Origin of the sequence: Actinobacillus capsulatus DSM 19761 (assembly GCF_000374285.1) — a bacterium.
GTDB lineage: Bacteria > Pseudomonadota > Gammaproteobacteria > Enterobacterales > Pasteurellaceae > Actinobacillus > Actinobacillus capsulatus.
In genome coordinates this window covers 41245-65927 of record NZ_KB893930.1, presented here as the reverse complement: position 1 = coordinate 65927, position 24683 = coordinate 41245, and the positions used below count along the sequence as shown (strand labels likewise).

The window sequence follows — 24683 nt, the reverse complement described above, 5'->3', positions numbered from 1 at the left end:
AAGCATTTTTTACACCGCTTTCTTATTTATCACACTCGGGTTTATCACATTATGCAACTTTCTATTTTAAATCTCGTCCCAGTGCGTGAAGGACAAGACTACACACAAGCAATGCAATCTATGGTGAAACTGGCACAACTGGCGGAAGAACTGGATTTGGCTCGCTATTGGATTGCCGAACACCATAATATGAAAAACTTAGCCAGCTCAGCAACTACCCTGCTGATTCAACACGCTTTAGCCAATACTCAAAAAATTGCGGTCGGCTCAGGCGGTGTGATGTTGCCGAACCATAGCCCTTATATTGTAGCAGAGCAATACGGAACCCTTGCGACCCTTTATCCGAATCGTGTTCAGCTTGGCTTAGGCAGAGCGCCCGGAACCGATATGCGTACCGCTAACGCGTTACGCCGAGGAGCAAAACATCTCGAATTTCCGGATGAAATCGCCGAACTACGTGGTTATTTCCAAAATACCAATCCGGTTTCCGCTTACCCTGCTGCCGGTTTAGATATCCCGTTCTATATTTTAGGCTCCAGCACCGAAAGTGCTTATTTAGCTGCAGAACTGGGCTTACCTTATGCGTTTGCCGCACATTTTGCCCCACGTATGATGATGGAAGCAGTCGAAATTTATCGTCGTTATTTCAAACCGTCCGACTATTTAGCAAAACCTTATGTGATTATGGGCGTAAATGCAATTGTGGCGGATAGCGATGCGGAAGCACAAAGTCTAGTGACCACACAAACCCAATTCTTTATTAATGTCGTGACAAACGCACAACAGAATTTACAACCGCCAATGGCAAATGATGCGGAAGTATGGCAAAACTTTAACCGTACGGAAAACGAGCTGCACTTCGGACCGGTTGATTTACGTGAAATGCAGATTTACCACCAAGAAAAAGCGGTGGTAGAACAAATGACCGCTTGTACACTAGTCGGCTCGACGGCAACGGTCAAAGCCCAATTAACCCAATTAGCTAAACGAGTGGAAATTGATGAAATTATGGCGGTAAGTTATATCTACGATGAACAAAAACAAGCGAAATCTTACCGCTTGTTGAAGGAAGTTGTTGATCAATTCTAGCCTAGCCAACACCTAAGAGAAAATAAGCGGTTAGATTTGTGCAAAATTTTACAAAAAGTTTTGTCAATCTAACCGATTGTCTTTTTTCTAGTAGCAAAAAATGGCTATTTATGTTAAAAATTGCGACAAATTTTCTCTCACATTCCCATTCACATTAAAGGAACACAACAATGTCTTTACAAGCAATTATTGAAGCAGCATTTGAGCGTCGTGCTGAAATCACACCCAAAACAGTTGATGCAGAAGCTCGTGCAGCAATTGAAGAAGTTATCGAAGGTTTAGATAGCGGTAAATATCGTGTAGCGGAAAAAATTGACGGTGAGTGGGTAACTCATCAATGGTTAAAAAAAGCGGTTTTACTTTCATTCCGTATCAATGACAACCAAATTATTGACGGCGCAGAAACCAAATACTACGACAAAGTAGGTTTAAAATTTGCAGATTACACTGAAGAACGTTTTGCACAAGAAGGTTTCCGTGTGGTGCCGTCTGCAACTGTACGTAAAGGTGCATACATTTCTAAAAACTGCGTATTAATGCCGTCTTATGTAAACATCGGTGCATACGTGGGCGAAGGCACAATGGTTGACACTTGGGCAACCGTAGGTTCATGCGCACAAATTGGTAAAAACGTTCACTTATCTGGTGGCGTAGGTATCGGTGGTGTGTTAGAACCGTTACAAGCAAACCCAACCATCATCGGCGATAACTGCTTTATCGGCGCACGTTCAGAAGTGGTTGAAGGCGTAATCGTAGAAGACGGTTGTGTAATTTCAATGGGCGTATTTATCGGTCAATCGACTCGTATTTATGACCGTGAAACCGGCGAAATCCACTACGGTCGTGTACCGGCAGGTTCTGTGGTTGTATCCGGTAGCCTTCCGTCAAAATGCGGTAAATACAGCTTATATTGCGCAGTCATCGTGAAAAAAGTTGATGCGAAAACTTTAGGTAAAGTGGGCATCAACGAATTACTTCGTACCATCGAAGAGTAATTAAATCTTCCCGCCCCCTCCTTGCAAAAGAGGGGGATTTTTTTACCGCTTGTAAGGAATCGATATGAAAAAAATTCTTCTCTTAAACGGCCCTAATTTAAATATGTTAGGCAAACGAGAACCGCATATTTACGGCTCGCAAACCCTCGCAGATATTGAACAACACTTACAACAATCGGCACAGGCGCAAGGCTACAAATTGGATTATTTTCAGGCAAACGGAGAAGAACCGCTGATTAATCGGATTCATCAAGCATTTCAAAATACCGATTTTATTATCATCAACCCCGGTGCCTTTACCCATACCAGCGTGGCAATTCGTGATGCGTTGTTGGCAGTATCCATTCCGTTCGTTGAAATCCATCTTTCGAATGTTCACGCCCGTGAACCTTTCCGCCATCATTCTTATCTAAGTGATGTTGCAAAAGGCGTGATTTGCGGTTTAGGTGCAAAAGGTTATGATTACGCACTCAACTTCGCAATTTCAGAATTAAACAAAATCCAATTAGAAGAGGTAATGAATGGCTAATCCAGTGAAATATGAATCGCTGATTGTCGTCTGTAACGGTTTAGAACGTTTATTCGGGAATGTGGTGAAGGTACTAAGCTACCCGTTCCACGCTGTTTTTCCTAAGCTTCGTTTTACGATTCCGGAATATAGTCCGGCAAAAATTAAGTCGAACCAAACTACCCGAATCACTAAAACTATCTGGCAAACCAATTATTCAAACAAAGTAACATTACCAGTATATGCAAATTATCTGTTTAACCGCTTAATGTCGCTAAGTTACGATTATCGTTATGTCAGTACCGAAGAACGAGAAAGCTATATTAAAACCCATGCCGATGAACGTATCTTTAATGCCTATAGCAAATTAACCGACGGTGCGGCACAAGCGGATTTTTGGCGCGTATTTACTTTACATCAGGAAGGCGGAATTTATATTGATATTGACGGGCATTTAGTCTTCCCAATCTCACAAATTATTCGGGAAAACAATCAGGAAGTCTTAATTAAACGTCGTGATAAATATACCAATTTCTTTTTAGCTTGCGAGAAAGGTCATCCTATCTTAAAAGACACACTTGAAATTATTGTCAGCAATATCGAAAATCGCCGAATTGAAGGCGGTGTCTTCGTGATGACAGGTCCGGATACGTTAAATATCGCAATCGGTGACAAACAAGTCAATACTCGCCGTGACAAAGTAACTTGTGCTCAAGGTACTTTCACGAATGAGTATTTTCAATATATTGATAAACCTCGTAGTAAATGGAACTACAAAAAGAACGAAGATTTATTAAAATAAGTTCACTTTGTAACTGCTACGATCAGTTATAAAATTGCGTGAATTTCGCCAATTTTACGAGATTTTATTCGCAAAATAGGCGAATTTCAGGTAATCTAGACAAGATTTTTACTCTGCGCAATACTGTGCAGAGTTTCTCTTTTTAATTGACTATAAAAACGGAATCTCACTATGGATATTCGCAAAATCAAAAAACTTATCGAATTAGTTGAAGAATCAGGCATTACTGAATTAGAAGTGTCTGAAGAAGAAGGTACAGTACGTATTAGCCGTGCTCAACCGGCTGCATCAGCGGCAGTGCAATATGTTGCGGCACCTCAAGCGGCAGCGGTTGCGCCGGCAGCGGCTCCTGCTGCACAAGCGGCACCTGCGGCTGCAGCACCGACTGCATCAGCAGAAGTAAGCGGTCACGCAGTGCTTTCACCAATGGTAGGTACGTTCTACCGTAGCCCAAGCCCGGATGCAAAACCATTCATTGAAGTAGGTCAAACAGTAAACGTGGGTGATGCATTATGTATCGTTGAAGCAATGAAAATGATGAATCGTATCGAATCAGACAAAGCCGGTGTGGTTAAAGCGATTTTAGTAAACGACGGCGAAGCGGTTGAATTCGACCAAAAACTTATCATCATCGAATAATTTATTCACCACGGAAATAACGGAATACTGTTAGCTTACAAGCGGTCTGTTTTCTCTCAAATTTTGCAAAAAAATCAGCAAATTTGACCGCTTGTAGCCATATCCCAGTGTTCCGCTCTTTTCCTTGGCAAAAGGGGAAAACTCCAATGTTAGAAAAAGTTGTCATTGCAAACCGTGGCGAAATCGCATTACGTATTTTACGTGCGTGTAAAGAGCTTGGCATCAAGACGGTTGCAGTTCACTCAACGGCAGACCGTGAATTAAAACACGTGCTTTTAGCGGACGAAACAATTTGTATCGGCCCAGCACCTTCAGTAAAAAGTTACTTAAACATTCCGATGATCATTGCCGCAGCAGAAGTGACTAACGCAGATGCAATCCACCCGGGCTACGGTTTCTTATCTGAAAATGCGGACTTTGCCGAACAGGTAGAAAACTCAGGCTTTACCTTTATCGGCCCTACTGCTGACGTGATTCGTTTAATGGGTGATAAAGTATCGGCAATCAATGCAATGAAAAAAGCAGGCGTTCCTTGTGTACCGGGTTCTGACGGCCCAGTAGGCAACGATCCGATTAAAAACAAAGAAATTGCAAAACGTATTGGTTATCCGGTCATTATTAAAGCGTCTGGCGGTGGCGGCGGTCGTGGTATGCGTGTGGTATATAACGAGAAAGATCTCGAAGAATCCATCGCAATGACCAAAGCGGAAGCAAAAGCAGCATTTAATAACGATATGGTGTACATGGAAAAATACTTAGAAAATCCACGCCATATTGAAATCCAAGTATTAGCGGATACACACGGTAATGCGGTTTATTTAGCGGAACGTGACTGTTCAATGCAACGCCGTCACCAAAAAGTGGTGGAAGAAGCGCCGGCACCGGGTATTACCCCTGAATTACGTAAATTCATCGGTGAGCGTTGTGCGAATGCATGTCGTGAAATCGGTTATCGTGGTGCTGGTACATTCGAATTCTTGTTCGAAAACGGCGAATTCTATTTCATTGAAATGAATACTCGTTTACAAGTAGAACATCCGGTCACAGAAATGATCACTGGTGTGGACTTAGTAAAAGAGCAATTACGTGTGGCGGCGGATCTTCCGATTTCAATCAAACAAGAAGACATCAAAGTGAAAGGTCACGCGATAGAATGTCGTATCAATGCGGAAGATCCGAACACCTTCTTACCTTCACCGGGCAAAATCACACGTTTACACGTGCCGGGCGGTTTAGGTGTGCGTTGGGATTCTCACATTTATAACGGTTATACCGTACCACCGCATTATGATTCAATGATCGGTAAATTGATTACTTTTGCAGAAGATCGTGATATTGCAATCCGTCGTATGCAAAATGCCTTATCAGAAACGATTGTGGAAGGAATTAAAACCAATATTCCATTACACAATCTGATTATGGAAGACGAAAACTTCCGTAAAGGTGGTACTAATATCCACTACCTCGAGAAAAAACTCGGTCTTAAATAAGCAACAAGCGGTAAGATTTACTGAAAATCTTACCGCTTTCTTTTAGCTTTTAAGCCATTGCTGAATGAAATCCGCAATCTGCTCAATATCATTAATATCTAAGCGATTCTCTCGTGTGAGCGGATAATCGGTCGCGGTTGCAATCGTCCATTCATCAAGTTCAGGCAATGGTTTTTCAATTGCTTGACGATGCAACTGAATCTTGGCAATCGGCTCGTGCTTAAAGCCTTCCACCAAAATTAAATCCACGGCTTTCGGATCAAATTTTGCAATTAATTGCTGAAAATCAACCGCTTGTGTCGGTGTTTCGGTCATTAATGCCCAACGCTCTTCACAGACAATCATAGTCGGATTTGCGCCGGCAATACGTAAACGGTGACTATCTTTACCCAGTTTATCCACTTCGACATTGTGGTGCGAATGTTTAATCAATCCTACTCTAATCTGACAAGCGGTCAATTTTGGAATTAATTTTTCCAATAAGGTAGTTTTGCCAGTGCCGCTATAGCCGGTAATACCCAATAATTTTGGTGTGTTGGTAGCTGTTAAACTAACATTTTCCAAATCAGCAAAAGTATTTATATTTTGAAAAGCAGCTTTCTGCTCAGAGAAATCCACCGCAACACTTTTTTGCGTTTGGAAAAATTGAAATAGACGACGCTCACCGCTTACCAGATAGTGACGAAGCGATTCAGCTACCGAACGATGAATCAAGGCAATAGTAGGATGTGCTCGCTCGCCGTCATGCACATAAGCGATTTGAGCTTGGTTGATTGCCAATGTAACTGAAAGTTTTTTTACTAAATTACTTGGTAAGAACGGCGTATCACACGGGACGAATAACAGGTATTCACTGTTGATCTTTTCAAAGCCGGCAAGCATTCCGCTCAGCGGCCCTTGGAAGCCACTCAAATTATCGCAATAAAAAGGCAGCTGTGGGAAATGCGTTTGGTATGCCGCTTGTGAACGATTGATATTCAAATGAATCCTAGCGATCTGCGGTGCAAGATGCTCTACAATATGCAAAATCAGCGGTTTGCCCTGTAATTGCTGTAAGCCTTTTTCCACGCCATTCATACGGCGAGCAAGCCCACCGGCTAAAATTACCGCAGAAATTTGATCTATTCGTAACATTTTATGTCCAAGTCTTTTGCAAAAGTATGGCTAAAAGTATATGATTCCGGAAACTTTTCAACAAGGATTTTTAAGGAAGCAACGTATGAAATGCAAACGTTTAGAGGAATTACTTGAGTTATTAGGTGAACATTGGCGCCAGAATCCGGATTTACATCTTATCGATATTCTGCAACAACTTTCAGTTGAAGTTGGAGAGCCGGATAACTATGCCGCATTACGTGATGAGGTTTTAATTTATCAATTAAAAATGCGTAATGCAGATAAACACGAACCGATTCCCGGCATTAAAAAAGATTATGAAGAAGATTTCAAAACGGCATTATTACGTGCCCGTGGAATTTTAAACGACTAATATAGTCCAATAGATAAATCTATTTATTTGAGGAAACATAATGAAAAAATTTGCATTAAAATCAGCATTAGTAGCGCTTTCTGCGCTTTTTACAGTGAATTCAGCCGCATTAGCAGCAATTCCGGCAGAAGGAAAAGAATATAGCCAAGTGCGCCAAGCGCCTTCGGCACAAAAAGAAGTGGTAGAGTTTTTCTCATTCTACTGTCCACATTGCTATGATTTTGAATTAACTTATAAAATTCCAAGCCAAATTAAACAAGCACTTCCACAAGACGCTAGATTGGTACAATATCACGTGAATTTCTTAGGCCGTCAATCTGAGAATTTAACGCGTGCATGGGCATTAGCTATGGCACTTGGCGTAGAAGATAAAGTGAAAACCGCATTATTTGAAGCGGCACAAAAAGATACCTTCAAATCAATGGATGACATTAAAGCGGTATTTACTGCAAACGGCGTTAGCGAAGCGGATTTTGATAACGGTATCAACAGTTTTGCGGTAAACGGTTTAGTAAATAAACAAGTGCAATTAGCAGAAAATTTCAAAATTCGTGGTGTACCGGCATTTTTTGTAAACGGTCAATACCAACTGAATATGGAAGGCTTCGCTGATTCACAATCAACCAACGAATTTATTAAACGTTATGTAGATGCAGTAACATTCTTACTGAAAAAATAATAACGAATCAGTCACAAAAAAGGCTCAGTTACAAAACTGAGCCTTTTTCTTATCTCTAATTATATTACATCGAAACAATTACACATTCCGCTACGCTGCGAGCGTTCGATTGCGCTGTTGATGCTGCCGCTCTGTCTCCAACTGGACCGACAAACACACGATTCCAATCAGAGCTTGAACTGATTCGTGCATTAAAACCAGCCATCGCTAAACGAGCCTGCATATTTTCAGCCTGCGCTTTATTTTTGAAAGCTCCACATTGTAAACCGAAACGTCCCGCTTGATTGGTTGCTTTATCTGCCGGTTTCGCTGCGCTTGCCACTACTTTGGTTTGTTCCGTTTTTTTCGCTTTAGCTTTTTCTGCGGCAAGTTTTGCTTGCTGCTCTGCACTTGCTGCAGTTTCTACCGGTTTCGCCATTTCAACTGGCACTTGATTCTGTTTTGCAAGCTCTTGTTGTTTCTTCAATTCAGCTTGCTTGCGTTTTTCTTCCGCTAGTTTTGTTGCCTTTTGTTGTTCCGCCTCTTTCTTCGCTGCTAACTCTTCCGGTGTTAATGCGACTACCGCAGGTTGCGCTTCCGTAACCATTTCTGTCGAGCTAGATGCCGGCGTCGCATTTGCTTCTGGTTGAGCCGGTTTCTCAGCCGCTAAGCGAGCAGCCTCTTCTTGCTTCAATTTTGCTTCAAGCTGCTGTTTTTGCTCTGCAGAAAGCTGAGCTAATTTTTCTTGTGATTTTTGGCTATTGTCAGTTAACACTTCACGTGTTTCTAAATCACGAATATAGCTATATACCTCTTCCGGGCGACTCGGTAAGGCAGGGCCTTGAGGCTGCTGAACTGGTTGAGTCGGCTGTGGCACAGGCATTGCTTGTGTCGGTGCATTTTCTTTTAATACCCATAAACCAATCCCTCCCGCTAAAAGCAAGAAGATAATAATCCCTAAAATGAGAAATTTATTGGCGCCCTTTTTTTTGTTCGAGCGGGCTGCATAATCACGTTGTGGCACGATAACACCTTATCTTATTAGACCTAAAAAACTATAAAGGCTATAATCCTACTAAAAAAACAGTGCCTTGCCTAGAAGTTCATAGGACAAGCGGTCTGATTTTCACAAAAATTTACGCAGATTTTAAATGTGAAAGATAAACATCAAAGCGGTGATTTTTCGTGGTTTGAGAAAAATCAGGTTTTTGCTCCGCTAAAAAGGGCGCATAGTCCGGACGTTTTACCACCACTCTTTTACGGGCAAGAGCTTTTGCCGGTAAAATGAAATCATCCGAATCCAAGTCCGCACCAACTAAATGTTGAAACACTCGCATTTCTTTTTTCACTAATGCACTTTTTTGTTTATGCGGGTACATCGGATCTAAATAAACCACATCGGCGGCTTGCTGTTCTACATCTAGCAACGAAATATTACGCACATCGGCTAAAATCATTCGATCCTGCATAAAGCTACCGATTTCCGGATCGGCATAGGCTCTTGCCAAACCGTCTTCTAGAAGTGCAGCGACAATCGGATTACGTTCGACTAATAGCACTTTGCAACCGATAGCAGCTAACACAAAAGCATCTCTGCCCAGTCCAGCGGTAGCATCAATAATCGTAGGTAAATAATCCCCTTTAATTCCAACCGCTTTTGCGACCGCCTCACCTCGACCGCCCCCGAATTTACGGCGGTACGCCATGGTGCCATCGACAAAATTCACGGCAATCGCACCGAGTTTCGGCTCGTCCAGTTTACGCAGTTCTAAACCCTCGTCAGTCAGCACTAAAGCCAGTACAGCGGATCGAGCATGAGAAAGTTGCCATTTGTCACAAATTTGCTGAAATTTCTCGGTATTTGAAGATTCGTTGATGAGTTGAATTGTCATTATATTAATCGCAAAAGATTATTCGGTAATTCGCCACGGAAAACACGGAAGTACACAGAAGAAGAAAAATGATGTTCCATTTTCATGCTGTCAGTGTGTTTCCTGGTAAGAAATATCAGCCAAATAGCTGGTTAAAATGTTTAAGTAAGCAGGCTTTGCCTGCAAGCGGTTCGTTTTGCCAAGATTTTTGCAAAATCTCGTGATTGAACAACTTTTCATATTCGGCAGAAACCGGGCGGTAACTGATATGCCAAGGCTCATAGCCGACTTTCACATTATTCACACCATCGAAAGGAAAATAAAAACCGAAACGTTCAGCATTATGACGAAGCCATTCAGCTAATGGCTCAAAATAACCACCGTTTTGATATTCCCAAGGTTCAAGTTGTAAATGTTGCCCTTCCGGCAGTAAATCAGGATCAAAAATATCAATTTCCGTTCCCCAGTGATGACGACTGGAACCCGGTACCGCAGACCAATGCAGTATTGCCTGAATTTTTTCTAAATCATTCAATTTAGCCATATCAATCGCACAGCCGTTATCATCATGCACCTTGCGCTCGCCGTTAAATTTTGTATTCCAAATCAACATTTGGCGATCGAAATCACGATAAGTGCTGGCGGGTTGTAAATTAAAACCCGCTGTTTTTGCCGCTTGCTGCAATGTCAGAAAGGCATCAACCACCTCAGCTTGCAAAAAGTGTTTATCCGATAATGAATTCGGCAAAGGGACAAGGTGTTCGCGTGTTTTTCCGGTGAGAATATCGGTTAAATTTTGCATTATTGAAAAATCTCCTCTTTATTAAAGGAAAAGTTATGCGCCATTCAGTAAATTTTCCAGAATTTGATAATATACTTCGCCACATTTCCCAAGATCTTCGACACTGACACATTCATCCACTTTATGGATAGTGGCGTTTAACGGTCCGAACTCGACAACTTCAGCCCCCATTAATGCAATAAAACGTCCGTCGGATGTGCCGCCACTGGTGTCTAAACGAGGGGTAATTTTTGTGACATTTTTGACCGCTTGTACTGCTGCTTTGACTAATTCACCATTGCCGGCTAAAAACGGTTTACCGGATAAATTCCAACTAATACGGTGTCTTAACTGATGTTTAGCTAACATTTCCACCACTTTGTTTTTGATCATTTCATCGGTCACTTCAGTACAATAACGCAAATTAAATTGCACGTATAATCCGCTCGGAATCACATTATTGCTACCGGTTCCCGCCTTGATATTGGCAACCTGCAAACTTGTCGGTGGGAAAAATTCGTTACCGTTATCCCATTGATAAGTGGTTAATTCGGTTAAGAAATTCAATGCCATATGCACCGGATTTTCGGCTAAATGCGGATAAGCGACATGACCTTGTACGCCTTCAATATAAAGATCACCAGTGATTGAGCCTCGTCTGCCATTTTTAATCACATCCCCCAATACTTTACCGCTGGACGGCTCGCCCACTACACAATAGTGAATCGGTTCGCCTCTCGCTATTAGTGTTTCGACCACTTTTACCGTGCCGTCTTTTGCTACCGCCTCTTCATCGGAAGTAAGCAACAATGCAATCGTACCGGCGTGATTCGGGTTTGCTTTAACGAATTCTTCCGCTGCAACAACCAAAGCGGAAAGTGGACCTTTCATATCTGCTGCACCACGACCGTAAAGCATATTATCCACAATACGAGCTTCAAACGGAAGATAAGTCCATTGTGCTTCATCACCAACCGGCACCACATCGGTATGTCCGGCAAATGCAACCACAGGATTGCCGCTACCGTGCTTCGCCCATAAATTTAACGTATCACCAAACGGCAACCACTCGAGCGTAAAACCTAACAGCTGCAAACGATCTGCAATCACTTGTTGGCAGCCGTAATCAGCCGGACTAATGGAAGGACGACGAATTAAATCTTGTGCAAGATTGATGATGCTGTTTCTCATATTCTAATTTTCCCAAAATAAATTATTGACAGAACGCTTGTTCGTATTGTTTGACATCAAAGCCAATAAGCGCAATGCCGTCCTGTAGAAGAATCGGGCGTTTAATTAGGGTCGGTTGCTCTAATAACACTTTTAGTGCCATTGTACGATCCAGATTATTTTTAACCGTCTCATCTAAATTGCGCCAAGTGGTCGAGCGCTTATTCACTAACGCTTCCCAACCAAATTGACGTTCAATTTGTTCAAGCCATTTAGCATTTAACCCGTCTACACGGTAGTCATGCAAAATCGGTTGTAACTGATGTTCTTCAAGCCATTTAAGTGATTTTTTTACCGTATTACAATTTTTAATACCATACACACGAACTGTCATGATGAGCCTCTTTAAATTGGTTCGAAAAATTAAATACTCTAGTGCTTTTTGTTATGTGATACAAGGCTATTACAAAATATTCTTCAATAATTTATCGCGATTAATAAGTTAAAGCCAAGCTAATAAAGTTATTCAAATTATAAAATTTGTAATGAAAAATTGAAAATAGTCTGTATAATTTGCAAACTCTTCTAACAAGGTACTACCACTAATGAAAAAACTAACATTCAGGACGCTCACATTATTTATTGTGCTGCTGCTAACTGCTTGCGGAAGTTACACCAATTCGAATTTGTCTAACCCAAGAAAAGCAAAATATCAGATTTCGAATGAAGATGTAAAAAAATGGATCATTGAAAAAAACAAATACGAACAATGTCTCTATCCTAAGAAACAGAACTCTAAGAGTGATAAATTATCCGAAGGTAATCAGATGTTGTATCAAATGGCTGTTTATCAAACGACACTCAGTCAAGTGATTGGGGAAGATAATTATCTGACGCTTATACAAGATCCGGCCTCACAAAGATATTTAGCTAAAAAATTACAACAGTACGAACATTCGCAAAAAGCACAATTTAGCCAAGCTTGGTGTAATACACTAAAAGCGACTTATTTACAGCCGACAAAAGCCAAGAAGGATGTAACTAAGCCGGCTAATGTCAAAAAAGCGACTAACAAAAAATCTAGAAAGGCTAAATCGAGCAGAAAAGCGGCTCCGGTTGCTAAAACTGAACTTGATAATATCAATGATAATCAAGATCAGTTAGATATCGCCCAAGAAGAAGTGATTGAGCCGATTGCAATGCCAGTGCAGCAAGAAGAAAAAGAATCTTCTTTCCAAGAGCCACAAGCACCAAGTGACCGAATTAAAGTCAATTGGGAACCGGTGAAAAACGAAGTGTATTCTTACTAAATACTAAAAAAAGAGATGTGAATATTAAACTCACATCTCTTTTTTTATTTACAGTCAACTACCGCTTGCCATACTTTCAACATATCGGCGGTTTCCGCTACATCATGTACTCGAATAATTTTCGCTCCGCTTTGCACAGCAATTAATGCGCCGACAACCGAAGCCGTCACACGTTGCTCAACCGGTTTACCGGTTACCGCGCCGAGCATTGACTTACGAGACAAACCGGCAAGCACCGGAAAACCGGTATCCGAAAAAGCTTTTAAATTCTTAAGCAGTGTAAAGTTATGCTGTACACTTTTACCAAAACCAAAGCCGGGATCAAGGATAATATATTCTTTCGGAATCCCTGCCGTGATACATTCAAAAATACGTTGATTGAGGAAATCCGCCACCTCTTCCAGTACATCATCGTATTCAGGATTTTGTTGCATATTCTGCGGGTTACCTTGCATATGCATTAAACAAACCGGCAAGCTTAATTCTACAGCAGTATCTATTGCATTCGGTTCAGTTAAGGCTCTAATATCATTGAGAATATCGGCTCCTGCCACCGCTGACTGTTTAAATACTTCTGCTTTTGAACTATCAACGGAAATCAGACAATCGAAACGTTTACGTACCGCTTCCACTAACGGCACGACACGTTCCAACTCTTGCTCAAGTGTCACAAGTTCGGCATTAGGGCGGGTTGATTCGCCACCGATATCTATAATATCCGCTCCCTCATTCAACATTTTTTCCACTTGAAATAAGGCTTTATCCAAACTGAAAAACTTACCCGAATCGGAAAAAGAATCAGGGGTAAAATTTAAAATTCCCATAATTTTCGGCTGAGTTAAATCTAACAAGCGGTCTTTTTTTTGATAATTTTTGAAATGAATTTGCATTACCGTATTCCTTTCGCTTAGCACGGCTGTACCGTACTAGATGATGTATATAAATTAATCCCTAGGCTTGAGATGTTCTCAACTTTGCTAACACACCTTTTAAGGTTTTATCCAACGGAGCGGTAATCAGCATTTCTTCGCCGGTTTTCGGGTGTTCGAAACGGATTGAATACGCGTGTAAAAATAAACGCTGTAAACCGGCCGCTTTCATTTTACTGTCAAATTCCGCTTCGCCGTATTTGTCGTCTAACGCAATCGGATGTCCGGCATATTGAGTATGCACACGAATTTGGTGCGTTCGACCGGTTACCGGCGAGGCTTTTACCAAAGTCGCATTCGCATAACGCTCTTCAATGCTAAAGCGAGTTTCTGAAGGTTTGCCCTCTTCGCTCACTCGCACAATGCGCTCACCACTTGCCAATTCGTTTTTTAGCAACGGAGCTTTAATCACTTTGGTGTGAGCTTGCCACTGACCACGTACTAATGCCAAGTAATCTTTTTGCACCACTTTTTCCCGCAACTGTTCGTGTAGGCTACGCAACGCCGAGCGTTTTTTTGCCACCAATAAAATACCGGAAGTGTCGCGGTCAATACGGTGAACCAGCTCTAAAAAACGGGCTTGTGGACGTAACGCTCTTAACGCTTCAATCACACCAAAACTCAAGCCGCTTCCGCCGTGTACCGCAATGCCAGAGGGCTTGTTGATAACCAACATCACCTCATCTTCATACAGAATTTGATCTTCCAGCTCTGCCACTTTATTCAATTTGGTTGAAATTGGGGCTTCATTCTTCTCCGCTACACGCACCGGTGGTACACGCACCACGTCATCAGGCTGAAGTTTATATTCAGGCTTGATTCGCCCTTTATTTACCCGTACTTCGCCTTTACGCACAATACGGTAAATCAAACTTTTCGGCACACCTTTAAGTTTGGCTAATAAAAAATTATCTAAACGCTGCCCGGCCTCATCTTCACTGATGGTAAAAAATTGAACGCTGGCACTAATTACTTTTTCTGTTGTCATTTTTGCTTTCTTCATAAAAAAATCATACAAATTCTATCATACCCCTGCCAATTAGAAGACTACAAGCGGTTAAATTTCCCTAATAATTTGCAATATTTCATAGAAATTAAATTTCTTACCTATAACCCACTCAAATAACCATAAAAAAATTATTGAATTACTCTGCTTCCACTCTAAAATACCCACCACTAATCCATAATCAAAATAAGGCCTTTACAATGAAATTAACGAAAATATCTCTATCTATGGCTGCCTGCTTGGTCAACACACAACTCTACGCAACTGTCGAACTTGACACTGTTCACGTAAAAGGAAACACGAAATCAGTACTTTCCGGTAAATATGAATTTGATCAAAAAAATTTAACAACCAAATTACAGACTAACTCAAATGTGAGTGATGCCTTAGTTTCGTTACCTTCAGTTCGAGTATCTAATAACAAAAACGGCAATACATTAGGTGAAATTGCTCCGCAAAATATTTCTTTTCACGGTGAGCGTTATTACAACAATAATTTTATGCTCAATGGTATAGGAATTAATGATAATGTTAATCCTATCGGCTTGGGTGAAGATTCATTATTAAAATCTGATATGACTAAAACAATCGATCCTCAATATATGCCTGCAGGGCATCCTCAAGCATTTTGGTTGAGTACCGATCTAGTTGATACGTTAGAGGTTTATGACCGTAATGTGCCTAGCCAATATGGAAACTTTACCGGCGGTGTAGTGAATGCAAAATTAAAAGAACCTGATTTCAAACGTGCATCCGGTTCTGTATCTTACCGAACAACCCGAGATGCTTGGACTAAATTCCACTTGGAAGGGCAGTATAAAAATGAATTTTATCGTGCCAATTCACCTTTATTACAACCTAAATTTACTAAGCACGAATATACGATTCAGCTAAATCAGCCACTTACAGAACGTTCCGGATTGCTATTTGCTTATAGCCGTCAGCAAAGTTCTGTACCTCAGCATCAACAGTATTTGCACAAATGGACTAATCGCTATCGTCGTAACGAAACGTTACTTGCAAGCTATAAAAATGAATTAAATGAGAATAACCGTTTAACGATTAATGGAATTTATTCTACTCATCAAGCAGATGAATATCTGGAAAATGCGGTAGATGGTCGCTTTAGATTAAGTGGCGGTGGTTTTTTAACTAATATTAAATGGGAGAATTACAACGTTCTTGGCTTGCTAACTAGTGAGTTAGCTTATCGAAATAACCGAAATCAAACTAAATACGATTCGGATACGCTTTATCGTTATACCAAAACTAAAAGTATTGACTGGATTTCTGATCCAAATACAGGAGAAGCGACAAAAGGTGGTATCGGTAAACGTTATACTCAGCAACAAAGTTTGCAGCTAAAACAAAATCTGGATTTCAATAAATTTGAAATCGGCAGCACTATTCATGAAATGAGTGCCGGTTGGGAATGGCAACAAAATACATCAAGATTAAAGCAACCTAAACTTGCAAAGCAGTATGCTGGAGCTGCCGACTATTATAAAGGTGAAGTATTTAATATTGAAAATTGTACATATTGTATTCCCAAAGAACAATATTTCAAATATAGGGTTCATTACTTACCGATAGATGGGAAAGTTAAACATAATCGTTTTGCCTCCTATTTACAAGACAAAATCGTTTGGAATAACTTCACTTTTGTGCCGGGCGTACGTTTTGACTACACGCAATTTACCCGTAAATGGAACATTGCTCCAAGAAGTTATATTGATTATAACCTGTTAGGTAAAGACCAAACTCATCTTATCGCTGGTTTCAATCGCTACTACGCAGGAGATTTAGTTGATTATAAATTACGTTCTGCCTTCAATTTTGAAGACCATTATAACAGAGAGTCTTACAACAGTCCTTGGGAGCTAGACAGATCTATCTTACATATTGCCTATAAAGGAAGTAAACTTAAAACACCTTATAGCGATGAAATTAATGCCGGAATCAGTCAAAAAATTTCAAATAGCTTATGGACATTCAAATGGGTACAACGCAACAGCAAAGATCAGTTTATGACCCAAATTGATTCTGATGTAAAACCCCAACAACGTTGGCTATCTAATTCAGGACGAAGTAAACATAATACCTTTAGTTTAGAAATAGAAAGTATCGAACCTATCGATTTGTCTTTTATGGCTCTTAAATGGCAATTCGGTGTTGCTTTTAATAAGAGTAAAACTAATCAAACAAATGATTACACCCAGCGAGATTGGAAAGATTACGGCATAACTAAAATGCTTCATAAAGATAAATTACAATCAATTGAATATCTTCCTGCAAGAAACTTCAATACCCCTTGGAAAGGTTATTTACAGCTGGAAAGTTATTTTCCATCACTTAATTTAAACTGGGCACAGCGTATTAATTATGAATCATCTAGTAAAGATTATACCTTTAAAGGTTTTAGATGTACTTCTGAAAAATCGGTATGTAACAACTATGAGGGATTGGTTGCTCGTGTATATGAAACAGCAAAACCACGCCACATTACGCTTGACTGGTTCTTTAATTGGAAAAAAGAACTAGGGCAACATAAAGCATTTTCAGTTAATGTAAGTGTACTTAATGTGCTTAACCGTAAGTTACTGGCAAATAAAATCACCACCGATGATGAAAACTATTACCAAACATACCGTGCCGGTAGACAATTTTGGCTCGGTGCAAAATATGAGTGGTAATTACCATTCTTGCAAAGTTTTGTAATAAAAGATTTATTTTAGCGCCGTACTAATTATAATTCCATTGTATTAATTCATATTTAATACAATGGAATTATTTCTTTCCAGCCTCAGCTATTACGTTGAGAAAATATCAACTTTTTAAGGAAAATAAAATGTCAGCAGAAAAAGCTACTGAAACTACACCAAATATCAATGTTGTTGCGGAAACGGAAAAAGCGATTAATAAAGTCAGCAATATGGATTTCAACACTATGCTCAATGAGTGGATTATCCCTTACGGTACAAAAATTCTGCTTGCGATTGCGATTTTTGTGATTGGTAAGTTTCTTGCCCGAGTAATTAGCACCTTATTGGGTAAAGCAGCATTGAAATCAACCAAAGATGAAATGCTACAAAGTTTTATTTCCTCTATCAGCTACTTCTTATTGCTCTTAATTGTCGTCATTGCTGCCCTTTCACAACTCGGCATTAATACCAGCTCATTGGTTGCCTTAATCGGTGCGGCAGGTTTAGCCATTGGTCTATCACTGCAAAACTCATTACAAAACTTTGCGGCAGGCGTGATGTTATTAATCTTCAAACCGTTCCGTAAAGGCGATTTAATCGAAACCGGCGGTATGACCGGTACGGTTGAGCAAATGGGCTTATTAGTATTGGAACTGCGTACCGGCGATAACAAAACCGTATTGATTCCAAACGGCAAAGTGTTCTCAGACAGCATCGTTAACTACTCTGCAAACGATGTTCGCCGTATTGATTTTACTTTTGATATTTCGTACGAATCTAACTTAAAAGAGGCGAAAGAAATTGTATCTCACCTCTTAGAAAATAACGCTTTAGTATTAAAAGATCCGGCATTTGTCGTGGCAGTCGGTGCATTATCAGCACATAGCGTACAACTTGTGGTTCGTCCTTGGGTGAAAACAGCTGATTACTGGACAGCTTACTGGGGAATTACCGAAATGGTCAAACTTGAATTTGATAAAGCCGGTATTGAGATTCCATATAATCAAATGAATCTTCACCTTGCAGACAACAAAAGTATTGTGATTGAAAATAAATAATCAATTTTAACAGCTAAACAAACGGTCGGTTTTCTAGCAAATTTTGCAAAGAAACCGACCGCTTTTATTTTCTCTATATTCTCTCGGTTAGTTTCCTATCAGCATCCAAACTCATACTTCACTGATTATTTACTCAAATCAATAAAATGTGAAAATCATTACCCAAACACCTCAAAATCGCTTAGAATCCATACACATATAATATTTTTTAATAAAAATTTGTTTATTTTAGGAACGAAACATATGACAACACAACTCAACTTCGTAATGATTTCGCCACACTTTCCGACCAATTTTGAGACGTTTGCCGTCCGAATGAAGGAAAAAGGTATTAATACGTTAGGGATTGCAGATACGCCGTATGAGCAACTGAGCGATACCTTAAAAGCGCATTTAACCGAATATTATCGTGTGGATAATATGGAAGATTATGATCAAGTTTACCGTGCGGTCGGTTACTTTGCACATAAATATGGACGTATCCACCGCATTGAATCGCATAACGAATATTGGCTTGAATTGGATGCCAAATTACGTACCGATTTCAACGTTTTCGGTTATAAAAATGAGGATATGCTCACCATTAAAACCAAAGCGCAAATGAAAGAAATTTTTCGTAAAGCCGGTTTAAAGGTAGCGAAAGGTCGAGTGTTTAAAGACGAGCAGGACGCACATCAATTGACAAAAGAACTGAAATTCCCGGTAATCATTAAACCAAATTCAGGGGTTGGTGCTTCAGACACTTATAAAGTGCGCAACGAAACGCAGTTAAATGAATTCTTCGCCGTTCAAAATACGCAGGTTGAATATATTATGGAAGAATTTATTGACGGCGATATCGTGACCTTTGACGGTTTAACCGATCACGAAGGTAATATCGTATTCTATTCCAGCCTTGAATATTCCGAAGCGGTATTAGACACCGTAGAAAAAGACAGCGATATGTTCTATTACATACCACGCGAAATCTCACCGAAATTAGTCGAATTAGGCAAAATTTGTGTTGAAGCCTTTAAAGTGCGGGAACGTTTCTTCCACTTTGAGTTTTTCCGTGTAAAAAAAACTAGCGAATTGTTACCGCTTGAAATCAACTGCCGTCCACCGGGTGGTTTAACCATTGATATGTGGAACTATGCGAACGATTTTGACGTGTTCCGCGAATACGCCAATATCGTGACGGAAAACAAATTCTATGCAGACATTACCCACCCGTGGAATGTCGTATATATCTCACGTAAAGCGAACCAAAATTATACGAATAGTATTGAAGACATTTGTCATAAATTTGCTGACAATATTATTGGCGTACAAACCGTACCGGGTGTATTTGCCAAAATTATGGGCGAACACGGCATTTTAGTCCGTACCGAAACGATGGAACAGTTACGTGAAATTGTCCGTTTTGCACAACAAAAACAGTAAAGGAGCTAGCAATGCATTTTGAAAGAAGAAGTCATTGGAGCGGTGAATTAGGTCGTGAAATGCACTTTAATGTGTATGGTCATGCCGGTAAACCTGTTATCGTCTTTCCTTCCTCAGGAGGTAATCAAAACGAATACGGTAATTTCGGTATGATTGAAGCCTGCCGTGCGTTTATTGATCGCGGTTTAGTCAAGTTCTACACACCAGATTCTTACGATAGCGAATCGTGGTTGGTCTTACACAAATCCGGACACGATATGGCATTAGCGCATAATGCTTACGACCGTTATATCGTCCATGAATTAGTGCCGTTAATTCGTCACGAAGCAAATTGGAACGGCACGATGATTGCCACCGGCTGCAGTATGGGAGCATTCCATTCGGTCAATTTTGCACTGCGTCACCCTGATTTATTTGATACCACGATTGCGCTAAGTGGCGTTTATGATGCCCGTTTCTTTACTGGTGAATTTTATGGCGACCCGACCGTGTATTTCAATTCACCTATCGATTCGCTTTGGGGACAAAATGACGATTGGTTCTTAAATCGTTACCGCCAAAATCATTTTATTATTGCGGTCGGACAAGGTGCGTGGGAAGATCAGCACGTAGAAGACACTCGCCACTTACAAGAAGCGTTCAATGCGAAAGCGATTCCAGCATGGTTTGATTATTGGGGATACGATGTCGAACACGATTGGCCGTCATGGCGTAAAATGATGCCATATTTCTTAGGTAAATTGGCGGAGCAACATATTATCTAAACGCTCCTCTGTCCCAAAATACAAGCGGTTAGATTTTGCAAAAAAATTGCAGAATCTAACCGCTTGTTTGCTTTCTTTATCTCGCTTATTTTCCCATTAACGCAAAACTTAAAAATTCCACAAAATGATTTGCCCAATGAACTTCATGGTGGGTTTCATTCGCCATAATCTTTAAGCGAATATTATCAATTGGGTGGAAAGTGCGAAGTAGTGCTTGATAGTAATAAAGTGAACTATTGATATAAGCCTGATTCATATTTGAAATATATTGCGCATCCATCTCATCGCCCTCATTCGTGCCAACCTGAATAAACACTTTACTCGCTTTATTGAGCGGATGACGATGTACAAAATCTAAAAAAGCGGATTCGCTAAACCAAGACGCAGAAGAAAATACGCCCAAATGACCGAAAGTATCCGGATAAGCCGCCCCCATATAAGCGGTAATAATGCCACCCATCGAGCTACCGGCTAATAGCGTATGCTCACGTTGCGGTTTGGTTCGGTAGTGTGAATCAATAAATGGCTTTACCGTATTCACTACCCACTGCCCGTATTCCACGCCCATACCGCCGGCATTGCGTGCCTCGGGCGTATGTCCGACATCGGTACGCCACGGCGCATATTCGTCTAAACGGTGTACTGTAGCATTATCGATCCCGACAATAATCAGTTTTGGAAATTCTTGGTGATTTTTAATAGTCGGGATGATTTTCCACGAATAACCCGAATAGGATTCTTTACTATAAAACACATTTTGCCCGTCGTGCATATAAAGTACAGGATAGGTTTGCCAATTCTCGTTGTGATAATCTTTCGGCAATAGCACACGAATACGGCGGTGATGATTGTAGTAAGGCACATACAGAAAATGCTCTTCCATTTTCAGATAGTATTTATCTAAGCTCATTTGATATCCCAACTTTAATGATTTTTAAACAAGATCGTAGCCTTTTTTATTTCTGAAACACAAGCGGTTTTGTACAAAATTTAGCATGATTCGGAAGGGCTTTTTAGAAAAGAAACAAGCGGTCATTTTTTGGCAAAATTTTGCAGAAAAATAACCACTTGAAATCAGCTTAGATTGAGTAATCATCTTTCAATAAATGCTTATAGGCAAATAGATAAGAAGCACCAACGAACGCCGCTTCACCGGTCACATTACCTAAGAACACTGGAATCATATTAAAGAAGAATTGTCCCCAAGTAACGTTAGCCCCTGCCCAAATACCTGCCGGAATACCGCTAACAACTTTTAAATAAGTGATATAGCCTAAACTGACATAACCGCTACCAAGAAAGCTTAAAATAGCAAGCATTTTTAAGCTACTTTGTGACTTGTCGATAACATCTTGTAGGATTTCGTGTGAGTAAAGATCTGTTGTGCATAATGTAAATTAAAGAATAGTCAAAATGTAACAGATCGCTCAGCTTTAGAGAAAGAATCGGAGGTTATATATCGCGTATTTTAGTTATATGTTTAAAAATGTGAGCTATCTCGCAAAATAAGCGGTCGAAATCGCCAAAAATTTTGTAAATTCGCTATCTGGGGTTATACTCCAAAGCAATATATACTTTTAGAAACAGGAGCACCTCATGCGTATTGATACCTCAGCACTTTGTGATATTTATTCTGATCAAGTTGATGTCGTAGAACCCATTTTCTCAAGCTTTGGCGGCTCATCATCTTTTTATGGCAAGATCACCACAGTAAAATGCTTTGAAAACAATGGGTTAATTGCAGAAGTGCTGGAAGAGGAAGGTAACGGCCGTGTGTTGCTCGTAGACGGCGGCGGTGCAGTCCGCCGTGCGCTTATTGATGCTGAGCTAGCACAATTAGCGGTTGATAACGGCTGGGAAGGTATTATTGTGTACGGTGCAGTGCGCCAACTTGATGTATTAGAAACTTTAGATATCGGTATTCATGCGTTAGCACCAATTCCTGTTAGTGCTGATGATGCGGACATTGGTGAAGTCGATACGCCGGTTAACTTCGGCGGCGTAACATTCTTCCCTGAAGATTATGTTTATGCGGATCTCACTGGTATTATCCTTTCGCCGGAACTTTTAGATCTCACTGAATTAGTAGAATAACACAACGTAAATACATAAAAACCGACCAATTGGTCGGCTTTTTTGTCGATTACATATTTAGATAAAACGCCTTAGTCAGCTGTTTAAACGCTTCGGTATATTGATTATCCGAATTATAAATTACCAACTCTCGTACTTTAAGCGGGAGATTTCGGAGCGAAAAACTCACAATCATACGCTTAGGTTGTTGCCCTTGCTTAGTAATAATTTTGCAAATTTTTGTGCAAAACAGCCCGCTTGTTTGGCTTTGTTCTCGCAATTTTTCCGCCACATCACAGGGTAAAATAAAAGTAATTTCACCCTGTGCCGATAACCATTGTTTTGCTTGTAACAACCAAGCCAAATGACTTTGTGTCGCAGCCCGTGCCAAATCTCGAGCATGCGAGCGTGAAGCCAAACTATCGGTAAAATAAGGCGGATTAGAAACAATCAAATCGAATTTCTTAGCAAAATGATGCTGCAATACATCACCTTGGTAGACTTGTAAGCGGTCAGAAAATGCAGAATTTTGGCAATTTTCGACCGCTTGTTGATAAGCGTTCGGATCTAATTCAAGCGCTGTAATTTGCGTTGTTTCAGCCGTTCGTTGCGCTAACATCACCGCCACTAAACCGGTGCCGGTACCGAGGTCTAAGATCTGTTCAGCCTCGGCAACATCTGCAATTGCGCCCAATAAGACCCCGTCCGTATTCACTTTCATAGCACATTTATCATGTGCGATAAAAAATTGCTTAAATTGAAAACCTTGCGATTTGTTCATCTTGTGCTGTCTTCATCCAAAAATAAAATATCTACTATAATCGCATTGTTCGTTTGCTTCTACAACTGATCAGAACTAGAATAAGTATTGAATTTTTATTCATTATCAATGCCAAATATTTGGTTTCTTGAAGCATCATAAAAATACAAACCAGTAAGGAATGAAGATGAAATTAGTGAAGCAGCTTGGTTGTTCTGCATTTATACTGGCAACGATTGCCGCTTGTGTGAACACCCACCAAATGAATAGCAAAGCAGAACAAGGCTATATGCAAATGAAGCAAAAAAATGCGCAAGCAATCGATAGAACTTCTACGACCGCAAAACGTGTACAAACCATATTTAATCGCATGAAACCTCATGCCGAGCAAGCCAATACAACGGGTGTACCATTCAATTGGGAAATTACCGTATTCCGTTCAAAAGAATTAAATGCATGGGCAATGGCAGGTGGAAAAATGGGTTTTTACACCGGGCTTGTTGAGCGCTTAAATATGACGGATGATGAAATTGCAACCGTTATGGGACATGAAATGGCACACGCATTGCAAGAACATAGTAAATCAGCTTATAACGTCGAAATGACGACTGGTATTTTAGGTGCAGTAGCCGATGCCGCAATGTCTGTTGCACTTGGAGCGGATACCGGTGGCTTACTCAGTACCGGCACGGATTTAATCGTAAATAAACCGTTCTCTCGCAGTCAAGAAACTGAAGCGGATGAAATCGGTTTAATGCTAATGGCTCGTTCAGGTTATAACCCTTCCGCTGCACCCAATGTATGGGTAAAAATGAGTAAAGCGGCTGGTAATTCAGGCATTTCTATCTTCTCAACTCACCCATCTAATGAAGAACGCCAAGCAAACCTTGAGCGTCTTCTTCCAGAAGCAATGAAAGTATATAAAACCAGCAGAAAATAGTTCATTATATTCCTTATCACCAAAAGCAGATCATTAAAAACGATCTGCTTTTATTTTTGATTAAAAAACAACCGCCTTAATTACTCCTCTTTTTCACAGATGTGCATAACCATATAACCTATTGTTTTTATTAAAAAATTTATATTTTTCTTGCTAATCCTAAAAGTTATTCACGATCATTATTCCGATCTATCACAATTTTATCCACAGACAATGGGGATAAATAG

26 protein-coding genes are annotated in these 24683 nt (G+C 40.3%); 15 read left to right on the top strand and 11 right to left on the bottom strand.

Features of this window, described 5'->3' with window-relative positions; genetic code table 11:
• Positions 1-51: 51 nt before the first annotated feature.
• From C228_RS0100295 to accC, 6 genes are all read left to right on the top strand, one after another.
• Positions 52-1089 carry an LLM class flavin-dependent oxidoreductase gene (locus C228_RS0100295; protein ID WP_018650735.1) on the top strand — a complete coding sequence of 346 codons (1038 nt, stop codon included), beginning with the start codon at positions 52-54 and terminating at the stop codon, positions 1087-1089.
• 170 nt (positions 1090-1259) lie between these two features.
• Entirely contained in the window at positions 1260-2084 is an 825-nt protein-coding gene (dapD, locus tag C228_RS0100290; RefSeq protein ID WP_018650734.1) for a 2,3,4,5-tetrahydropyridine-2,6-dicarboxylate N-succinyltransferase, read from the top strand.
• 64 nt (positions 2085-2148) lie between these two features.
• Positions 2149-2613, top strand: a complete 465-nt coding sequence (gene aroQ / locus C228_RS0100285; RefSeq protein ID WP_018650733.1) for a type II 3-dehydroquinate dehydratase — start codon at positions 2149-2151, stop codon at positions 2611-2613.
• The gene (locus tag C228_RS0100280; protein ID WP_018650732.1) at positions 2606-3394 is read left to right on the top strand and encodes a glycosyltransferase family 32 protein; all 789 of its coding nucleotides are present in this window, start codon (positions 2606-2608) and stop codon (positions 3392-3394) included. Before aroQ ends, C228_RS0100280 begins: the two co-directional genes overlap by 8 nt.
• Before the next feature lie 171 nt (positions 3395-3565).
• Complete coding sequence (gene accB, locus C228_RS0100275; protein WP_018650731.1) at positions 3566-4033, top strand: acetyl-CoA carboxylase biotin carboxyl carrier protein; 468 nt, start codon at positions 3566-3568, stop codon at positions 4031-4033.
• Between the two features lie 146 nt (positions 4034-4179).
• A complete protein-coding gene (gene accC, locus C228_RS0100270; protein ID WP_018650730.1) occupies positions 4180-5523 on the top strand; it encodes an acetyl-CoA carboxylase biotin carboxylase subunit in 1344 nt (447 codons plus the stop codon).
• A gap of 42 nt (positions 5524-5565) precedes the next feature.
• Here the strand turns inward: accC and mobA are convergent, their stop codons facing one another.
• Positions 5566-6657: a molybdenum cofactor guanylyltransferase MobA gene (mobA, locus tag C228_RS0100265; protein WP_018650729.1), complete on the bottom strand. Its 1092-nt coding sequence runs from the start codon at positions 6655-6657 to the stop codon at positions 5566-5568.
• Positions 6658-6742: 85 nt separating this feature from the next.
• Here mobA and C228_RS0100260 point away from each other — a divergent pair, with 85 nt between their 5' ends.
• Positions 6743-7012 carry a YihD family protein gene (locus C228_RS0100260; protein WP_018650728.1) on the top strand — a complete coding sequence of 90 codons (270 nt, stop codon included), beginning with the start codon at positions 6743-6745 and terminating at the stop codon, positions 7010-7012.
• A 40-nt stretch (positions 7013-7052) separates the two neighbouring features.
• Positions 7053-7691, top strand: coding sequence for a thiol:disulfide interchange protein DsbA (dsbA, locus tag C228_RS0100255; RefSeq protein ID WP_018650727.1), 639 nt, complete (start codon positions 7053-7055; stop codon positions 7689-7691).
• A gap of 64 nt (positions 7692-7755) precedes the next feature.
• Here the strand turns inward: dsbA and C228_RS0100250 are convergent, their stop codons facing one another.
• The 5 genes from C228_RS0100250 to C228_RS0100230 form a co-directional block, all read right to left on the bottom strand.
• A complete protein-coding gene (locus C228_RS0100250) occupies positions 7756-8694 on the bottom strand; it encodes an SPOR domain-containing protein (RefSeq protein WP_018650726.1) in 939 nt (312 codons plus the stop codon).
• A gap of 112 nt (positions 8695-8806) precedes the next feature.
• Entirely contained in the window at positions 8807-9562 is a 756-nt protein-coding gene (locus C228_RS0100245) for a class I SAM-dependent methyltransferase (RefSeq protein ID WP_018650725.1), read from the bottom strand.
• 115 nt (positions 9563-9677) lie between these two features.
• Positions 9678-10343: a M15 family metallopeptidase gene (locus C228_RS0100240; protein WP_018650724.1), complete on the bottom strand. Its 666-nt coding sequence runs from the start codon at positions 10341-10343 to the stop codon at positions 9678-9680.
• A 33-nt stretch (positions 10344-10376) separates the two neighbouring features.
• A complete protein-coding gene (gene dapE / locus C228_RS0100235; RefSeq protein ID WP_018650723.1) occupies positions 10377-11513 on the bottom strand; it encodes a succinyl-diaminopimelate desuccinylase in 1137 nt (378 codons plus the stop codon).
• Positions 11514-11535: 22 nt separating this feature from the next.
• Positions 11536-11886, bottom strand: a complete 351-nt coding sequence (locus C228_RS0100230; protein WP_018650722.1) for an ArsC family reductase — start codon at positions 11884-11886, stop codon at positions 11536-11538.
• A gap of 211 nt (positions 11887-12097) precedes the next feature.
• Here C228_RS0100230 and C228_RS0100225 point away from each other — a divergent pair, with 211 nt between their 5' ends.
• The gene (locus C228_RS0100225) at positions 12098-12802 is read left to right on the top strand and encodes a DUF5358 family protein (RefSeq protein ID WP_018650721.1); all 705 of its coding nucleotides are present in this window, start codon (positions 12098-12100) and stop codon (positions 12800-12802) included.
• A gap of 44 nt (positions 12803-12846) precedes the next feature.
• Here C228_RS0100225 and folP read toward each other — a convergent pair whose 3' ends face one another.
• Positions 12847-13692 carry a dihydropteroate synthase gene (gene folP / locus C228_RS0100220; RefSeq protein ID WP_018650720.1) on the bottom strand — a complete coding sequence of 282 codons (846 nt, stop codon included), beginning with the start codon at positions 13690-13692 and terminating at the stop codon, positions 12847-12849.
• Between the two features lie 61 nt (positions 13693-13753).
• The gene (rluC, locus tag C228_RS0100215; protein ID WP_005620011.1) at positions 13754-14719 is read right to left on the bottom strand and encodes a 23S rRNA pseudouridine(955/2504/2580) synthase RluC; all 966 of its coding nucleotides are present in this window, start codon (positions 14717-14719) and stop codon (positions 13754-13756) included.
• Between the two features lie 392 nt (positions 14720-15111).
• On the opposite strand from rluC, the gene C228_RS0100210 reads away from it, so the two are divergent.
• From C228_RS0100210 to C228_RS0100195, 4 genes are all read left to right on the top strand, one after another.
• A complete protein-coding gene (locus C228_RS0100210; RefSeq protein WP_026313115.1) occupies positions 15112-17430 on the top strand; it encodes a TonB-dependent receptor in 2319 nt (772 codons plus the stop codon).
• A gap of 155 nt (positions 17431-17585) precedes the next feature.
• Positions 17586-18497: a mechanosensitive ion channel family protein gene (locus tag C228_RS0100205; protein ID WP_018650718.1), complete on the top strand. Its 912-nt coding sequence runs from the start codon at positions 17586-17588 to the stop codon at positions 18495-18497.
• A 243-nt stretch (positions 18498-18740) separates the two neighbouring features.
• Positions 18741-19919, top strand: a complete 1179-nt coding sequence (locus C228_RS0100200; protein WP_018650717.1) for an ATP-grasp domain-containing protein — start codon at positions 18741-18743, stop codon at positions 19917-19919.
• Positions 19920-19930: 11 nt separating this feature from the next.
• Positions 19931-20683 (top strand): esterase family protein, encoded by a 753-nt coding sequence (locus C228_RS0100195; RefSeq protein ID WP_018650716.1) that lies wholly within the window; start codon positions 19931-19933, stop codon positions 20681-20683.
• Between the two features lie 85 nt (positions 20684-20768).
• On the opposite strand, the gene C228_RS0100190 is transcribed toward C228_RS0100195, so the two are convergent.
• Positions 20769-21593 (bottom strand): alpha/beta hydrolase, encoded by an 825-nt coding sequence (locus C228_RS0100190; RefSeq protein ID WP_018650715.1) that lies wholly within the window; start codon positions 21591-21593, stop codon positions 20769-20771.
• 169 nt (positions 21594-21762) lie between these two features.
• On the bottom strand, positions 21763-22002 hold the full coding sequence (locus C228_RS0100185; protein ID WP_018650714.1) for a hypothetical protein: 240 nt from the start codon (positions 22000-22002) through the stop codon (positions 21763-21765).
• Positions 22003-22279: 277 nt separating this feature from the next.
• Here C228_RS0100185 and rraA point away from each other — a divergent pair, with 277 nt between their 5' ends.
• Positions 22280-22777, top strand: a complete 498-nt coding sequence (rraA, locus tag C228_RS0100180) for a ribonuclease E activity regulator RraA (RefSeq protein ID WP_018650713.1) — start codon at positions 22280-22282, stop codon at positions 22775-22777.
• 49 nt (positions 22778-22826) lie between these two features.
• Here rraA and C228_RS0100175 read toward each other — a convergent pair whose 3' ends face one another.
• Complete coding sequence (locus C228_RS0100175) at positions 22827-23537, bottom strand: tRNA1(Val) (adenine(37)-N6)-methyltransferase (protein WP_018650712.1); 711 nt, start codon at positions 23535-23537, stop codon at positions 22827-22829.
• Positions 23538-23703: 166 nt separating this feature from the next.
• Here C228_RS0100175 and C228_RS0100170 point away from each other — a divergent pair, with 166 nt between their 5' ends.
• Positions 23704-24456, top strand: coding sequence for a M48 family metallopeptidase (locus C228_RS0100170; RefSeq protein ID WP_018650711.1), 753 nt, complete (start codon positions 23704-23706; stop codon positions 24454-24456).
• Positions 24457-24683 lie beyond the last annotated feature (227 nt).

What these genes read in the sequence shown, in the direction of transcription:
- C228_RS0100205 (WP_018650718.1), top strand. Translation starts at nt 17,586, where the DNA reads ATGTCAGCAGAAAAAGCTACTGAAACTACACCAAATATCAATGTTGTT.
- accC (WP_018650730.1), top strand. Translation starts at nt 4,180, where the DNA reads ATGTTAGAAAAAGTTGTCATTGCAAACCGTGGCGAAATCGCATTACGT.
- C228_RS0100190 (WP_018650715.1), bottom strand. Translation starts at nt 21,593, where the DNA reads ATGAGCTTAGATAAATACTATCTGAAAATGGAAGAGCATTTTCTGTAT.
- dapD (WP_018650734.1), top strand. Translation starts at nt 1,260, where the DNA reads ATGTCTTTACAAGCAATTATTGAAGCAGCATTTGAGCGTCGTGCTGAA.
- aroQ (WP_018650733.1), top strand. Translation starts at nt 2,149, where the DNA reads ATGAAAAAAATTCTTCTCTTAAACGGCCCTAATTTAAATATGTTAGGC.
- C228_RS0100280 (WP_018650732.1), top strand. Translation starts at nt 2,606, where the DNA reads ATGGCTAATCCAGTGAAATATGAATCGCTGATTGTCGTCTGTAACGGT.
- mobA (WP_018650729.1), bottom strand. Translation starts at nt 6,657, where the DNA reads ATGTTACGAATAGATCAAATTTCTGCGGTAATTTTAGCCGGTGGGCTT.
- C228_RS0100295 (WP_018650735.1), top strand. Translation starts at nt 52, where the DNA reads ATGCAACTTTCTATTTTAAATCTCGTCCCAGTGCGTGAAGGACAAGAC.
- dapE (WP_018650723.1), bottom strand. Translation starts at nt 11,513, where the DNA reads ATGAGAAACAGCATCATCAATCTTGCACAAGATTTAATTCGTCGTCCT.
- C228_RS0100170 (WP_018650711.1), top strand. Translation starts at nt 23,704, where the DNA reads ATGAAATTAGTGAAGCAGCTTGGTTGTTCTGCATTTATACTGGCAACG.
- C228_RS0100225 (WP_018650721.1), top strand. Translation starts at nt 12,098, where the DNA reads ATGAAAAAACTAACATTCAGGACGCTCACATTATTTATTGTGCTGCTG.
- dsbA (WP_018650727.1), top strand. Translation starts at nt 7,053, where the DNA reads ATGAAAAAATTTGCATTAAAATCAGCATTAGTAGCGCTTTCTGCGCTT.
- C228_RS0100175 (WP_018650712.1), bottom strand. Translation starts at nt 23,537, where the DNA reads ATGAACAAATCGCAAGGTTTTCAATTTAAGCAATTTTTTATCGCACAT.
- accB (WP_018650731.1), top strand. Translation starts at nt 3,566, where the DNA reads ATGGATATTCGCAAAATCAAAAAACTTATCGAATTAGTTGAAGAATCA.
- C228_RS0100245 (WP_018650725.1), bottom strand. Translation starts at nt 9,562, where the DNA reads ATGACAATTCAACTCATCAACGAATCTTCAAATACCGAGAAATTTCAG.
- C228_RS0100200 (WP_018650717.1), top strand. Translation starts at nt 18,741, where the DNA reads ATGACAACACAACTCAACTTCGTAATGATTTCGCCACACTTTCCGACC.
- folP (WP_018650720.1), bottom strand. Translation starts at nt 13,692, where the DNA reads ATGCAAATTCATTTCAAAAATTATCAAAAAAAAGACCGCTTGTTAGAT.
- C228_RS0100240 (WP_018650724.1), bottom strand. Translation starts at nt 10,343, where the DNA reads ATGCAAAATTTAACCGATATTCTCACCGGAAAAACACGCGAACACCTT.
- C228_RS0100230 (WP_018650722.1), bottom strand. Translation starts at nt 11,886, where the DNA reads ATGACAGTTCGTGTGTATGGTATTAAAAATTGTAATACGGTAAAAAAA.
- C228_RS0100195 (WP_018650716.1), top strand. Translation starts at nt 19,931, where the DNA reads ATGCATTTTGAAAGAAGAAGTCATTGGAGCGGTGAATTAGGTCGTGAA.
- rluC (WP_005620011.1), bottom strand. Translation starts at nt 14,719, where the DNA reads ATGACAACAGAAAAAGTAATTAGTGCCAGCGTTCAATTTTTTACCATC.
- rraA (WP_018650713.1), top strand. Translation starts at nt 22,280, where the DNA reads ATGCGTATTGATACCTCAGCACTTTGTGATATTTATTCTGATCAAGTT.
- C228_RS0100185 (WP_018650714.1), bottom strand. Translation starts at nt 22,002, where the DNA reads ATGCTTGCTATTTTAAGCTTTCTTGGTAGCGGTTATGTCAGTTTAGGC.
- C228_RS0100260 (WP_018650728.1), top strand. Translation starts at nt 6,743, where the DNA reads ATGAAATGCAAACGTTTAGAGGAATTACTTGAGTTATTAGGTGAACAT.